The organism is Microcoleus sp. AT3-A2 (genome assembly GCF_036705685.1).
In the GTDB taxonomy this organism is placed as follows: Bacteria; Cyanobacteriota; Cyanobacteriia; order Cyanobacteriales; family Microcoleaceae; genus Microcoleus.
Window position 1 is genome coordinate 31,548 of sequence record NZ_JAUBVF010000052.1, and the last position, 14,859, is coordinate 46,406.

Annotated in this window: 13 protein-coding genes; 5 read left to right on the plus strand and 8 right to left on the minus strand. The window is 46.9% G+C overall.

The genetic code is table 11. The features are described from left to right. Positions 1–124 precede the first annotated feature (124 nt). From QUB37_RS22830 to QUB37_RS22850, 5 genes are all read right to left on the minus strand, one after another. Positions 125–2,095 carry a DUF3685 domain-containing protein gene (locus QUB37_RS22830; RefSeq protein WP_333166453.1) on the minus strand — a complete coding sequence of 657 codons (1,971 nt, stop codon included), beginning with the start codon at positions 2,093–2,095 and terminating at the stop codon, positions 125–127. Positions 2,096–2,142: 47 nt separating this feature from the next. Further along, positions 2,143–4,365: a hypothetical protein gene (locus tag QUB37_RS22835; RefSeq protein ID WP_333166456.1), complete on the minus strand. Its 2,223-nt coding sequence runs from the start codon at positions 4,363–4,365 to the stop codon at positions 2,143–2,145. A 735-nt stretch (positions 4,366–5,100) separates the two neighbouring features. Then, entirely contained in the window at positions 5,101–5,565 is a 465-nt protein-coding gene (locus QUB37_RS22840; RefSeq protein ID WP_333166458.1) for a Fur family transcriptional regulator, read from the minus strand. Positions 5,566–5,794: 229 nt separating this feature from the next. After that, the gene (locus QUB37_RS22845; RefSeq protein WP_333166460.1) at positions 5,795–6,853 is read right to left on the minus strand and encodes an Hpt domain-containing protein; all 1,059 of its coding nucleotides are present in this window, start codon (positions 6,851–6,853) and stop codon (positions 5,795–5,797) included. 82 nt (positions 6,854–6,935) lie between these two features. After that, positions 6,936–7,190 carry a hypothetical protein gene (locus QUB37_RS22850; protein WP_333166462.1) on the minus strand — a complete coding sequence of 85 codons (255 nt, stop codon included), beginning with the start codon at positions 7,188–7,190 and terminating at the stop codon, positions 6,936–6,938. 270 nt (positions 7,191–7,460) lie between these two features. On the opposite strand from QUB37_RS22850, the gene QUB37_RS22855 reads away from it, so the two are divergent. From QUB37_RS22855 to QUB37_RS22870, 4 genes are all read left to right on the plus strand, one after another. Then, positions 7,461–7,721: a sulfiredoxin gene (locus QUB37_RS22855; RefSeq protein WP_190656154.1), complete on the plus strand. Its 261-nt coding sequence runs from the start codon at positions 7,461–7,463 to the stop codon at positions 7,719–7,721. A gap of 95 nt (positions 7,722–7,816) precedes the next feature. After that, positions 7,817–8,365, plus strand: a complete 549-nt coding sequence (dps, locus tag QUB37_RS22860) for a DNA starvation/stationary phase protection protein Dps (protein WP_333166464.1) — start codon at positions 7,817–7,819, stop codon at positions 8,363–8,365. A gap of 392 nt (positions 8,366–8,757) precedes the next feature. Continuing rightward, positions 8,758–9,390, plus strand: coding sequence for a helix-turn-helix transcriptional regulator (locus QUB37_RS22865; RefSeq protein ID WP_333166466.1), 633 nt, complete (start codon positions 8,758–8,760; stop codon positions 9,388–9,390). A gap of 239 nt (positions 9,391–9,629) precedes the next feature. Next, complete coding sequence (locus tag QUB37_RS22870; protein ID WP_333029330.1) at positions 9,630–9,956, plus strand: STAS domain-containing protein; 327 nt, start codon at positions 9,630–9,632, stop codon at positions 9,954–9,956. A 56-nt stretch (positions 9,957–10,012) separates the two neighbouring features. Here QUB37_RS22870 and QUB37_RS22875 read toward each other — a convergent pair whose 3' ends face one another. Continuing rightward, positions 10,013–11,149, minus strand: coding sequence for a SpoIIE family protein phosphatase (locus tag QUB37_RS22875; RefSeq protein ID WP_333166469.1), 1,137 nt, complete (start codon positions 11,147–11,149; stop codon positions 10,013–10,015). Positions 11,150–11,581: 432 nt separating this feature from the next. Here QUB37_RS22875 and QUB37_RS22880 point away from each other — a divergent pair, with 432 nt between their 5' ends. Further along, on the plus strand, positions 11,582–12,067 hold the full coding sequence (locus QUB37_RS22880; protein WP_333166473.1) for an ATP-binding protein: 486 nt from the start codon (positions 11,582–11,584) through the stop codon (positions 12,065–12,067). Positions 12,068–12,280: 213 nt separating this feature from the next. Here the strand turns inward: QUB37_RS22880 and QUB37_RS22885 are convergent, their stop codons facing one another. Further along, the gene (locus QUB37_RS22885) at positions 12,281–13,942 is read right to left on the minus strand and encodes an ABC transporter ATP-binding protein (RefSeq protein ID WP_333166476.1); all 1,662 of its coding nucleotides are present in this window, start codon (positions 13,940–13,942) and stop codon (positions 12,281–12,283) included. Continuing rightward, positions 13,908–14,798: an ATP-grasp domain-containing protein gene (locus QUB37_RS22890; protein ID WP_333166479.1), complete on the minus strand. Its 891-nt coding sequence runs from the start codon at positions 14,796–14,798 to the stop codon at positions 13,908–13,910. Before QUB37_RS22890 ends, QUB37_RS22885 begins: the two co-directional genes overlap by 35 nt. Between the last annotated feature and the right edge of the window lie 61 nt (positions 14,799–14,859).

Here is a 14,859-nt window from a genome sequence, read left to right on the forward strand (position 1 = left end):
GGGCCCAGGATCCAATTGCTTTTGGTCAACTGTCTACCATTTAGTTATCATACCACCAGCTATAAATATTTTAGCTCACTCATAACTACCAACTAATGACTAATGACTAATGACTAATGACTAATCACCCATTTTTCCCAAACTTACTATCTTGCAAAGAATTACCAATACCCTGGATAATTCCCCGCCCTATCAAACCAATTCCCCGCCCTATAACCTGAGTCAAAAAGTAAACAACGCCAGCACCCAACAGCGAAATAACCGCGCGAACTCTAGGTGCGATCGCATCCCTGGTTTCCAGCAGCAAAGTCAAGGCTAACTGCCACCCAGACAACTGTGCTAACTCCAGATTTCTCGGAGCATAAATAGAAATTCTCTTAATTCCAGAATCGCCCAAAACAAACAGCCAAAACCTGCTTTCAAAAATAGCTTTCGGTTCCACAAAATATCTATCCCAGCTATATCTCCACGACAAATCATTGCGAAATTTCTCAATTTCTCGCGTCGAAATCAACTTACCATCGTAAAAAATTTGCTTGATTTCTTCAATATTTGCCAAATTATTTAGTAGAGGCTGTACCACTCCGCTAGCAACTTGAATTGCCAAATTTTCTAATAAAGCTTCAGCTCGCTGCATTGCTTCCGGGCTGCCAGCAACACAAGAAATATTGTCAACTGTTAGAGGAATTTCAAATAGCAAATGTGCAAAAAAATCAACTGTCATCGGTATTTTGTCAAGGATTTGTGCTGCAACTACATCAGCATCTGCCAGCAGCATCGGCACAATTTCTACGCCGCTGCCTGCCAAGAGATAACCAGCGCTTTCCCCTTGACTTTCTGCAACTTTCAAGCTTGTTTGACTGCCATCAAAAACCAGATTTTCTCCCGTTGGCAATGTATAGTATCTGCCAAAAAAATCTATGATTGTCGCCTCCCACAAATCCCGTAAAATAGCAGGCATTTTTTGCGACAATTGAGTTTCCTGCACTTGCGAAAAGCGCAATTCCTCCAGCAAATCCTTTAACTTCCGCAGGATGGAACTCATCAATTCACGCTTTTTGGGCGATCGCAAAATATCGATTTCCAAAGGCAAGCCAGTCAAATTCACCAAATCAAACTGCCATTTAGCTGCCGCCGAGTCAAACAAGCTACCTTGCCAATTAGTTGCAACCACCAAAGATTCAGCCAAAACTTGGGAATTAGCTAATTGCGATTGAGAATTATTTAACAAATTCTCGCCTCTAATTTCTTCTTTCTCCCCTCTGCCTTCTCCCCTCTCCCTTCTGCCTTCTCCCCTCTTCCCTCTTCCTTCTTCCTTCTTCCTTCTTCCTTCTTCCTTCTCCCCTTTTCCTTCAAATAATAACTGACTGACAATCCAGCGAGCAGCCAGCAATTCTCTGCGGCGCCCGCTGAGTACAACCCCATCTAAAATAGAGGGCAAATCTGTCGGAGCTGCCGCTTTAATCTCTTGCAAATCAGCTTGGACAACCGCCAAAGTTGCATCTATTTCCCGTAGTCCAGACTGACAAAAATAAGCCAGCATTTTTTTGTGTACTGGCGTATCAACTGTAGAATTATCTGCATTTTTATCTGCAATTACTGCGGAGTTTTCTACTGTTTGAACAACCGCTGCATTTAGTTCTATTTCCGGGTTAGTGCCCGCATCCGTCGCCCAATAAGTGCGACCAGATGCCACCGCGCGAATAGCCTCGATTGTCAGGGAAATATCTCTACCTTTAGGACAATAGCCATTCGCGCCCGCCGCCTGTACCTCCGCCAACAGATCGGGTGTCAGCGGCCCGCCTAGCAGCAACAGGGGCAGGTTGGGGTACAAACTTTTGAGTTCGCGACAAAAAGCCAGGGCCTCTGTTTGGCCCGATCGCAAATTTAAAGTCTCAACAGCCAGAATTACCAAATCTGCAGGCTTCTTGGCAGCTCCAGAGCCGATAGAGCGAGCTTCTACAACCCGCAAAGCCTCGGTTGCCGTTGAAACCTCTGCAACAACTTGCAAGTCTGGATACTGCTCGCAAGCAACTCGCAGCCCCAGCCGGAAAATGGGGTCGCCCTCGATCGTCAGCACTTGGAAATTACTCACTTGATTTTAGATTTGAGATTTTAGAGACCGATCGCGCGAAAACCCAATTACTCCGGGAGCAAATTAGCATCAGGAGGCCCAGCCGATTCAGGAATCGAGGGCGGCGCGGGTTCCGGAGCCGGAGCCGGAGGAGCAGCAGGTTCCGGAGCCGGAGCCGGGGCTTCTTGTCTGGCCGGCGGATAGTAAGGTTCCGGCTCTCTCGCGGGCGGATTGTAAGGTTCTGGTTCCGGTTCTCTAGCAGGCGGATAGTAAGGTTCCGGCTCTCTCGCAGGCGGATAGTAAGGTTCGGGAGCCGGGGCCTCTTGTCTAGCAGGCGGATAGTAAGGCTCTGGCTCTGGCGCGTACTCCTCCTGTCGCGGAGCTGGCGCGTACTCCTCCTGTCGCGGAGCTGGCGCGTACTCCTCCTGTCGAGGAGCTGGCGCGTACTCCTCTGCAGGAGCCGGCGCGTAATCGCGAGCGGGTTCCGGCGGCGGTGCACTGTTGGCTCTGAGTTCAGCACTCCAGCGCCCGATCGCACTTGCCGCCTCTGAATACAGCGCCCTACCGTAACCGATTTGGGAAGCCGTATCGATCGCCGCTCCTAGACTGCCTTGAGACGCCAATTCCGCAGCTCGATCGAGAATCGGTCGGTCTTGAGCAACTTGCAGTTCGCTCACCCACTGATAGACATTATCTTGAGCTTTCGCGTACAAAGTCCTACCGCTCTTAATTTGCGAAGCTTTTTCAATAGCAGCACTAAGTTTTCCTTGCTTCGCCAGGGCGATCGCTTCATCCAAAAAAGGCTGATCTTGAATAACTTCTATGCGTTTCGTCCACTGAGCCAAGAGAGTTTGCGCTTCTATCCTGCGGGGGCGGTTTTGAGCAACCAGGACTAACTGAGCCATACCGCCCTTGAGTCCTTCAACCGTCTGCGCTTGGGCCAACTGCTTCGCCAGAGTCAGAAAAGATTCGTCTTCGATCCGCTGAATTTCCCGACGCCAAGCAGCCACCAAAGTTTGAGCGTGAATCCGCCGCGGTTGCTTAAGTCCGATGGTTTGCGCTTGCTCGATCGCGAGTCCAAACGTCCCTATCTGACCGAAACTAGCGATCGTACTCGCCACTTGTAGCCGCAGCAAATCTTGAAACTGCACCTGTAAAGTTTCAATTTGAACTTGAGCTTGCTTGTACAGAGGGCGACCCGGAGCTATTTGGCTAGCAGCCCCCTGCCCTTCGAGCAAGCTAAAAATGTGTTGTGGCAGCGGAGTTGATATCGACTGGTTCCAGGTCACTGCCTGAGCCCTACCCAACTGCATCAAATCTTGAGCTTCCGCAAACAGTAGCGAATCCTGCGGCACAACAGAAGCAGCCTCGATCGCCCCCGGCAAATCTTTCGCCTCCAACCGCTTAGTAGCCATTGCCAGCAAAGTCCGACTCCAGCCCTCAATTTCCTTCTCAGCTTTAGCGCGGGCAAAAAGCTGCGAGTCTATTTTACGAGCCAGGACGATCGCCTCAGCGAACTTTTGCGGAGTTTCGTCCTTCGCCAAATCTCTAGCCTCTTGCAAGCGCTGCCAGCCGTTTCTTTCCAAAGAAATCTGCTGGATCAGCTCGTTGTAACGCTTCTGACTCCAGAAAATATTTTCCAGCTTAAATAGAGCTTGAGCATAATCCCAGGCTTTCCTTAAATCCTCACTTTTCAAAGCTGCTAGGGCTGTATCGTAGAGTTTTTGGCCCTCCTGCCAATTTTTTTCCCAAGCAGTAACAGCCTCTTCTACCTCGGGGTAAGACGGACTGGTTTTCGGAATTTTCGCCACAATCTCCAGGGCGCCTTTCAAATCGCCCTTCTCAATTTTTGCTCTGGCAAATCCCAGAATGGCTTTCGACCATTCCCCTATCAAATGTTGACCCTGCGAGTATAGCGGATGTTCTTTTGGCCAAGCCTGCACCAGTGCCATTGCCGATTCTAGCTGTTCCAGCTTGCCCGACTTAGCAGCTTGTTGAGCGCAGTAAAGTCGCTCTCCATCCGCCGCCAGTGGCGACAGTTGCTGGCAATTGGGCGGCGGCGGCATCGTCAGCAACCACAGAAATGCAGCGGCACCTGTTACTCCAAATCCCACCAGGAGACTCAGCCAGATAAGCTGCCACTGCCAAAAAGTTCTTTTTCCCTCGGTCGGCTGCGCCGTTACTGAGGAACTCGCATCACCTGTCGCCTCTGCACTGAACTGTGCCGTCGGTTTGGGGGATGGGTTGTATTGCGGTGGTATGTGGAATTGGTCAGATTGTCGTCTCGCCATTACTTCAGCCTGTCCTGTAATGCGCACTCTTCACGTGACACTCCCACATCAAATCATAGATTGTGATGTGGGCTTCTAACTCCTGTCAAGGAGATCGAGAACTTCCTTCAAGGTACTGGCAATCTTTCCCTCTACGGCGTTTTATAGTGAGGTTTGTGTCTGGCCCCACTGGTTGCTTCCGAGTATTTTAGGCTCTCGAAGCACGTAAATCATACCAGTTATCACACAATTATTGACAGAACCCGGGGCCGTTTAGCAGAAAAAACAGTATAAAGCCCCGTCAGTCGAGCAATTTTAGATTTTAGATTTTAGATTTTAGATTTTAGAATTGACTCTGCACATGAATTGTGAGAGCGATTAAACTAAGGTCTAATATTAAATCCGGATCAGAAATTCCCTTATCAGACTCAGCGGTTTCAACCGCAACCACACAAACTTTCGTCTCCTCCAAGCCGATTAAAAAATCAAGGGGACACTACAGCCGGATTTGGTTTACACTTTTACGTGTAGCCGGTAGAACTGATTTTTTGGTTTAGTCGTAAATTTTATTCCCGATCGCCAAACTTGTCGATCAAGTTTCATTTTTCTATTTTCATTTTTTTTCTACTGTGCCGAATTCCGGTGGGCCACGGCAAAAAAACCGATCAAACCGAGCTAAATACTTGAATCATTTTATACGACCGATCAGCCCAGTACAAATATCGGTTTTCCTTCCCACAGCCGCTGCTTTATCCGTTACGAAGCCTTGGGCGTATCGCTGACAGTCGATGCTTGCGTAGCGGACTCTGCCGAGCGATATCCGTAGAAATCTATCCGGTAGTCTACAATTTTGACACCCGTTTGCTCTTGGATTAGCTCGATCAAGTCGATCGGCAGTTCCACATGAACGTCCAGAATCTGAGCCGTATCAAGACAATTGACGTGAGAGTGAGAGTCGCTGACATTGCCGTACAAGCGTCCCTCCGAGCGTTCTATGCACTCAATAATCCCTGCTCTCGACAAAGCTTCTAGATTTTGATACACAGAAGTATGCCCGATCGAATGCGATTGTTTGTTGAGGCGATCGTAAATTTCGCGAGCCGAGAGGTGTTCTTTTGCCTCCCACAAAAGTTCTAGAATAAATCGACGCTGGCGGCTCAAGCGCATTCCCATCGCCTGACAGCGGTTTAAAGCATCTTCTAATGAACTAATTGGTTTCACAGCTACCGCCTTATAAAGCCTGCTCGATTTTTAATTCTGGTACAATATTGCACGCCTACATATTCACTAATTCTAACGCAGGCTTGCCCAACAGTAGAAGGTAGAGGGCAAAAATATCGAGTGAGTGAATTTTTTCGAGTTACTGCTCAACGAGCGGCTGCCAGCACCCACCAGAAAATTATCCGCCTCACAAATATTGCTTTGATTCTATCTTCTACTGCAACACCTCCTAGTTCGAGGATTTGATGGCGTTAACCAGTAACTTGGCGATTTCCGAGAGTTGCTTTTTGTTGAAAGTTTTGAGCAAAAGCTTGACTACGGCCTTCGGTTCGGCGGGAAGTGCGACTTGCTTCGACGCTGCGGCTGGGGCTACTGGGTCTGCTGGGGCTGCTGGTTTTGGGCTTGCTGCCAAAAGTAGCAAATTTTTACTCGGAACGATCGCCTTGACTTTCCCCACTTGTACTAAATCGCCAGCTTCCTTGAGTTCTTTGATAATCAGCGGAGCTAAGACTTTATAAGAGTTTTTGGGATTAACGATCGCCGCTCTAGCGGTTTTAACTAAATTTTGCCAAGTCTCAATTTTACCTCCCAACTTATAGAGGCGAACGCACACAGCCGTCAACTCAGAGCGACTAGCAGGCGATTCTTTCTGCTTGAACACCTGCAACATTTCTTTGAGTAAAGTCATCACTTCAACAGCAAAATTCGCCGGCACAGCGCCCGCTGTTGCAGCGGCGGGGGCGCCAGACCCAGCAGCCTGCACTTTGCCCGACGCCAATTTATTGAGGTGAGTTTCCAGTTGAGCAAAAACAGGCATCACCTGCTGCACAAGTTTTTCTCCCTCCTCATTCCTCAAGCCGAAAGGCCCCTCCAGTCGCCCCAGCAAGTCCTTAAGCGTATCAACTCCCTTTAAAAATAGGGATTCTGCCGTTTGGTCAACCTGCTTGACGGGCCCGTCCTTGAGCACCTTAAAACAATCTTCCAAGCGGTGAGAGGTTGTTTTAATACTATCTAAGCCAAGCATAGCCGCCCCTCCTTTCACGGAATGGGCGGCTCGAAACATCTCTTGGACGCTTTCGGGGTCTTTCATCGTGGACTTTAAATCCACTAAACCATTTTCTAGAGTATCGAGGTGCTCCTTAGCCTCCTCTATAAACAAACGCATAATTCGGTCTTGCTGATCTGACACGACAGTCCTCCTAACAATCTGTGCACCCTCCAGAAAGCACCCTCTTCGCGGGAGAAAACACGACTCCTGCCAAAAGTCGGAACCTCCCATGCAAAACATTCTAGCCTGCCTCAGCTAGCAGACTCAAAATACTGTTGTCAGGGCAATCTTAGCTCTAAAACTGGTGCGGTGGAGATTGAGGCTAGAGTTCTGAGGGAGTATCTGGAGCGATTTCAATGCCCATTCCTTGTTTCATCATCTGCTGATTCGTAATCAAGTCGTTTAACTCCTTGACTTCGACGCCGATGTCTTGGCAAGCCTTTTTTAGTTCCCGCTCGAAGGTGCTGAGGTCGCCTCCGTAGCCACAAAGCTTCGCGGCGGTGGCGATTCCTTGTTGGGCGTTAGCTTTGGCGCAGTCGATCAATTCAATTCCTTTGAGGGGTTGGGAGGATGCCATAATTTCAAGCCACAATTTATCTTTTCTCCTACTGTACCTAGAAGGTTGAGGTCGATCGATCTATCGAAAGGCATGAAAAATCCTGTCTGTGCTGAGTGTTGCCAATTCATAGCTATTTGTATGGGATTTTCGGGCCAGATAGCAGTAGTTGGGATTTTCTAACCCCCATATTCCCCGCAGAAACCAGGTTTTTGCGTAAGTCCTAATTTTTGTTGCCAAGTCGAAGTCATTACGAGTATGATTTAAGTACAAGCAAAAAAGAGACCCGCCATGAGGATAGAAGAAATTCCCCTCAACCAGATTCGCCGCCCCCTGCCGCGAGTCAACGACCAAACCAAAGTAGCCGCCCTCATGGAATCCATCCGCGAGGTAGGTTTAAACGAACCCATCGATGTGCTAGAAGTAGATGGACAGTATTACGGATTTTCCGGCTGCCACCGCTACGAAGCTTGCCAGCGTCTCGGTTTAGAAACTATCCGCTGTAAAGTACGCCGAGCTACCCGTGCGGTGTTGCAGATGCACTTAGCCTGAGCCTCTCAATAGAAATTCACGACAGGCAAACATTCGATCGCCCAAACCTTTCTAAGATATTCGATCGACAATCACTAATAACAAGCTAAAAACCTATGACTACCAACAACCACAAACAACATCTTTACCCTACCCGCATCGATATGTCAGCAGCCACCCGCTCTCAAGTAGTCGGGCTGCTCAACGCCACGCTGGCAACGACTCTGGACTTAAAAACTCAAGTCAAGCAAGCTCACTGGAACGTTAAAGGCATGGACTTCTACCAGTTGCACTTGCTATTTGACGAAATGGCAACAGAACTCGAAGAATACATCGATTTGGTTGCCGAACGGGTCACAGCTTTGGGCGGTTTGGCTGTAGGAACAGCCCGCACAGCCGCTGCAGATTCGATTTTGCCAGAATTTCCTTTCGACATTTTAGACGGGAAAGAATATGTGACGGCTTTGGCCGATCGCTACGCACCCTACGCCCAACACTTGCGAGTCGCCATCGGCAAAGCAGACGAACTAGGCGATGCCGATACAGCGGATCTCTACACCGAAATTTCGCGGACAATTGACAAGCGTTTGTGGTTCCTAGAAGCGCATTTGCAAGGTTCTGCGACAACTGCAACAGCCACCGCCGAAAAAGTTGCCGTCAAATAGCCACAAAAAAAGTTGTGGGGTGGGCGTCCGAGCCCGCCCCACAGATGTATTTCCTTAAGGCTCGTGACAGTTTACGATCGAGAATATGTCCATTTAGTGAACAAACCTGACGGTCAACTGAGTACAGTTAGACCGCAGGCTTCTTTTTCCTTTTTTTCAAAGGCTTTTTATAGTGAGGTAGTTCCACCCCCACTTGCTAATATAGTATCAGAGTATTTCCCGATCATCTTGGGGTATAAAAGAATAATTGTCGGTTTCGGTACCGAAACCCGACGAGCCTTTCATCCCAAGGAGTAATTCCCAACGGGGTACGGGGCACAGCGCTCTGATTAATCCCCTCTAAATATACACCCGGGACTTCCCGGCTAATAGTTAATTTGGATGAGTTTTTCGTGACTGCCAATATTCCAGATTATGCTCCTCAAATGCAACGCCTGATGGAACAGGCGGGGCTTTCGAGCGATCGAGAACTCAGCAAAAAAGCAGGAGTTTCCGACATCCAGCTAAGTCGCCTGCGTCGCGGCTTAGCTTTGCAAACCCGAGCCGACATCCTGCTCAAAATTAGTCAAGCTTTGCAAATTTCCTTAACCGAACTGCTCGCAACCTTGGCGCCAAACTATGTAGAGTTAGAACAGGCACCACCGAGTGCCCTCGAACAAGAATATCAGCGCCTGCAAGCTTTGATCGAACAGCAGCGAGAATCTTTGATGCAAGAATTCCAGCTATCTAGCGTGCAAATTTTAGAATCTTGGATGTTGCAGTGGCCGACTGCAGCAAGCAAAGCTCAGGAAAATCACAACTTGCGGGCTCAGAAACTACTGCCCCTGCTGCGGCCCGTCGAGCAGTTATTAGAGCATTGGGGAGTGGAGTCGATCGCCCCAGTCGGAGCCGAGATTCCCTACAACCCCCAACAGCACCAGCTCATGGAAGGAACAGCCGATCCCGGAGAACCCGTCAAAGTCCGCTACACAGGCTACAGACAAGGCGAAAAACTGCTCTACCGCGCCAAAGTTAGCCCAGTTTGATTAATACCAGAAGGCCTTCGGCAGGACAAAGATTGTCCCTATCTTAAAATTCACTCCCGGCGAAGGGCTGCGACTCTGAGCAGCGTTACGATCCGCGACGAGCACCATCTTTTGCACTCAAAACTATTCTCCCGCTCTCAGGCTCTGGTGCTTTCCCCCTCTCTTATTTGGATCAGAGTCCATCTCGCAGCTATACTAGCCTAGTCTGGCTAGAAATTCTGACATTCCCACCGCAAAATATGAGTCCTGTAGTTAAAATTATTCAGCCCTCTGGCATTTTAGACGGCACCAAGGCAAGTCAATTCCGCCAAGAGATTAGCGACCTAGTGGAAGCGGGAGCCGATGTGGTATTGATAGACTTCACTGATGTGACATTTATGGATAGTTCTGGTTTGGGCGCTTTAGTCTTGGCGCTCAAAACAGTCCGGGCCGCTGGGAGTCAATTAGTTGTCTGTTCTATCAACGAGCAAATCCGCATCTTATTTGAACTCACCAGCATGGATCGAGTTTTCGAGATATTTCCGACCCGCGATGCTTTTAATAGCAAAATTCTCTCAACTAACTAAATCTTTTGGCTGCTGCCTTCTTGCTATTTTGTCGCAGATGCGCTGCAAGAAATCAGCTAGCCAAAGTTTACCTTGAGTAAAGACCAATCATCATCAAAAACTGCTTTAGCGTTCAACTTTTGAATGTAGTTCAAAACCAGCTCTAACTGGTCGGCACTTGCACCGTTGTAAGCTGCTAACAAATCTACGAAAGGGTCAAGCCCCCAGATATTGCCGTCAGGTTGGTGGATCTCGTATACCCCGTCGCTAAAGATGTAGAGAGTGCTCAAATCCTCGACATCGCAGCAATTATCGACATAGGGGGCGTCGGGGAACATTCCGACCGGCATTCCGGGGGTTTTTAATCGCTGGATTTTAGCAGTGCTCGCAGGCGACTGGGAAATCAACACGGCCGGTGGATGGCCGGCGCTGGCATAAACTAGCTGGCGAGAAATGCGGTTGTAAACGCCGTACCAGATGGTGAAATACTTGTCATTTTGGTAGCTCATCTGGAAGGTGGTGTTCAGGGCGCGCAAAACGTCGCTGGGTTTGTAATAGTCAATGTTGGGCAGAGTGCGCGATCGCAACAAATTCAGCACGGCCACAGAAGGCAGCGCCGCCCGCAAACCGTGACCGGCTACGTCTAGCAAGTAAATTGCCAAATAATCGCCATCTAGCCAGTTGTAGTCGAAGCAATCTCCCCCCAACTGCCGGGAAGGAATGAATTTTGCCTCGATGCTGAAAGGTTCCGTCATCGGATCTGGCAACAGTGATTGCACGTACTCGGCCGCCTCAGCTAACTCTGCTTCCAGATTTTGCTTGGCAATTTTTAAATCTCGGCTGAGTTGGTGCAGCCGCAATCCGGCGCGTACTCTCGCCTGTAACTCGTTGAGTTCGATCGGCTTCGAGATAAAATCGTCGGCACCGGCGTCGAGGCCTTTGACTCGATCGGCGATCGAACCCAAAGAAGTCAACAAAAAGAATTGTGTAGTTGACAGATCCGGATCTGCCTTAACTCGACGGCAGACATCGATGCCGGTCAAGCGCGGCATGATCCAATCGCAAATTATCAGGGCCGGACGCAATTTTTGCGCCTGGGCTACACCGTCTTCGCCATTGCTTGCTACTGTTACTTCGTAACCCTGTTTTTTCAGGGTTCTTCTCAGCAGTTCTTGAACAGCCGTATCATCGTCAATAACCAGAATTTGAAACATGGGCACTTAGGTACTACAAGTTTTTCAAGGTCTGGGGGTCATTTAAAATATATCCTGTCAGCGCCCTTGTCTGAGATTGAGTATAGTTTATTGACATCGCTTTCGAGGTAATTGCTTTTGAGGGCGGGTCGTTGAGTTCAATTTACGTTAAAATTTGATGGAAATTTGGCGCGATCGAACTTCACTCAGTTTATACTCAGAATATAAATTTTTATAGACTTTTATTTGCCACAGGCGCTGGTTGACATAAAAATGCTATTTATGGTATAGTGACCAACCGATTAGTGGATTAGACATTTATCCACGGCCCACCAAAGCTAGTATCCTCAAACTACCATTCAATTTTGCCGCCGTTATACTTTGTCTCGTTGTATTTTATAGGGTTGTATTTTGTCTCGTTGTATTTTGCCCACCGGCCGATGAAGAACTTCTGTGGTGAGCGTGATTGAATTAAAGGGTAAGGGTTCCGAAAAGTTGCCGATGCTAAAAAAAGCGGATATTCAAGTCAATACAGGTCTGAATGGATTAAGCTGGGTTTTGTCGTGGTTTGCACAATTGTACGACTCGCGAATTCCTACAAGTGTGTGGATAAGGTGCCAGTTAGCTTTGGCTGAGGGCTTTACGAATGCGGTGCGTCACGCCCACAAGGGCAAACCAGCGGATTTGCCTGTTGACATTCAGGTGGCGGTGTTCGCTGAATCTTTAGAGATTAAAATTTGGGACTCGGGCGATCCGTTTGATTTAGAGAAAAAAATCAAAGATATTTCGGAAAAAGTCGATGTTCACTCTCCGGGCGGGCGGGGTCTAAAATTAATCAAAGACATCGCAGACAGTATTAGTTACGAGAGAACGGCTGATGGACGGAACTGTTTGTCGATCGTCAAAAATTATTCGCCCTGTATCGACGATCGAAAATAACACTAATATTTTTAGCGGGGAAGGGTTGAGGGGCTACCCTCAACCCTTCCCTCAGAACCCAGGGTGACTGTTAAGCTGCGTAGCAGTTTATTATATTTTGATTTGACTGCACCGCCCTAGATACTGGCAATTCCCATAGCATCGGTATTTCCCCCATTAACTTGTTGCCAAAGTGTGGTACGGGTTCTTTTTTGTTGAATCAAATCTGTATGGCTAACCTGATACCACAATACTGCCATTTTCCAGCACAAACATTTTATCAGCACGCAGGGCATGAGCCATACGGTGGGTGATCATAATAATTGTAAGTTCTTTAGTAAGGTGTTCGATCGTATTCATAATCTCAACTTCTGTTGATGGGTCGAGGGCTGAGGTAGCTTCATCTAAAATCAAAATAGCAGGATTTCTAACTAATGCTCTAGCGAGGGCGATTCTTTGCCGTTGTCCCCCCGATAGCTGTCCGCCTCTGTCACCCACAGGGGTATCGTAACCTTGGGGTAAGGTCAAAATAAATTCGTGAATTTCGGCGTTTTTGGCGGCGGTTTCTACTTGTTCATCGGTGGCTTCTAAATAGCCCATTCTGATATTTTCACGGATGGAAGTGTTAAATAAAATTACCTCTTGAGAAACCAGCCCAATTTGCTCGCGCAGCGATTTTTGAGTGCAGGAACGCAAATCAATGTCGTCAAAAAGAATACTACCTTGATTGGGGTCATAGAAGCGGGTTAGGAGATTAACAATGGTACTTTTCCCCGCACCGGAATGTCCGACAAATACCACAAAATCTCCTTTTTTGATGGTTAGGGATAACTGATTAACGCCTTTTCTATCTGAGGAATAGTTGAAGGTCACATTATTAAAGCTAATTTCACGGGAAAAATGAGGTAATTCAATCGCATCAGGTGCGTCTTGGACTTGGGGAACTTCAGCCAATAAAATATTAATGCGTTGCATCCCAGCTATGCCTTCTATGAGGTAGGGGAGGGAAAAGGTAAAGCTGAGAATATTTAAATTTAAACCTACTAATAAAACTTGGAAAGAGGCGAGGGTTCCAACTGTAATGATATTTCGATAGGTCATAACCGCGCCGATACTGATAACGGCTAGTTGGACAAAGACAAAGACTAGAGTGGGAATCCTTTGGACTAAATAAGAGGAAAACTTGGCTTGAACATAAACTTTTTTTAGTGTCTGCAAATCCTTGGAAAAATTCTTAATTGTTCTGGGCTGCAAGCCAAACAGTTTAACAACTGATTGAGAGAGGATATTTTCTTGAACGACATTAGCAATTTCTCCTTGTTTGTCTCTCAGTTGATAGTTTTTTTGCGTTGCTTTTTGACTAACTTGGGCGGGTGCAAGAACACAAAAGGTTAACCCGATACAACTAATTAGACCTAACTGCCAATTGAGGAAAAACATAAAAATAGTAGAAAATACGATGCTAGAGAGTTCTAAAATTAGGATTAGTCCGTAGAGCAAGCTATTTTCTACTTTTTCGGTATCGGCTGAAAAACAGTTGACGATATCTCCGGCTGAACGTCGCCCAAAAAACTCCATAGACAGGTTTTGCAGGCGCTCGAACATAGAATGGCGGATATTGTTGGTGACGGAAATGTTAAACCGTGCTGCCCAGAAATCTCCCAATAATCCGATGAACACAAACAAAATCGCTCCCGCACCCAATAATAGAAGAATTAAAATCAGGAGATGGTAATTTTGGGGAATGATGGCAGCATCGATAATGAACTTTAAGCTAATTCTAATTGAGGAGTCAAAGGCTGCCTCAAAAAGTCCACGAGCGATGAGAATACTGGCTAACCATCTGTAGGGAGCGATGTATTTATTCAGTTCTTTGAGAAACCAAATTAGATTCATTTTGATTGAATGGTTGAGCCTTTTTATAATTTCTAGCCAAAGATTCAGCAATGATTTCTGACATCAGTTGTGCAAAGGGCGTATCAGAAAGATGCAAGATAGTACCAACTGGTGTTTCTAATGGATCAAGGAAGGTAGAGAAAGATTTGGAAGAAATGGCACAGTTTGCATTTACTTCTAAGACAAATAGTTCTTGAGATACTTTATCCATTCGTATATCTACCCGTCCATAACCATTGCCACTTACTGCACAGTAAGCACGTTTAGCTAAATCACAAAGTCTTTCACTCAGCTTAGAAGCAACGAGTTTGTAATGAACAAAGGGTTTTTCCATTTGCCAAGATGTTTTTCCCTCATCTTTTCCCCAGTAGCGATCGTGCGATAAAAACTGTTCGGTTTCGGGTAAGTCAGAATTAAAAATAATTTCTACAGGTGGATAGATTTTGATATTTTCTGGCTGCTGATAAGAACCGATGAGAAAGACGGTAAATTCAAGACCATTGATAAACTGTTCGACAAAGATACTGTCGGGTGTAAATACCATTCCTCCGTGATTTGGTTGTAGTAAATATTTAACCTGTGTGCTGATCTGTTCATTACTGTAGACAACCGACTTCAAAGAAAGCCCATAGCTACCTCCAGACAGCATTGCTGGTTTTACAATTAAGGGTGTACTGAGTCGCTCGCAAATTCCTTGGACATGGTTAGCATCGGAAATGACTTCATAGGGAGCAGTAGCTACTCTCGCTTCAGATAAAGCGCGTTTTAGGTGAATTTTATTAGTGTTGAAACTGTAAAATTTTGAATCAGCACCGAGAATAATGATGCCTTTTGCTTCTAATAAGCTGTTGTGCATTTAAAACGCATATTGGTATAATATAACATAATGATATTCAGAAAAAGTGAATGCCTGCTAA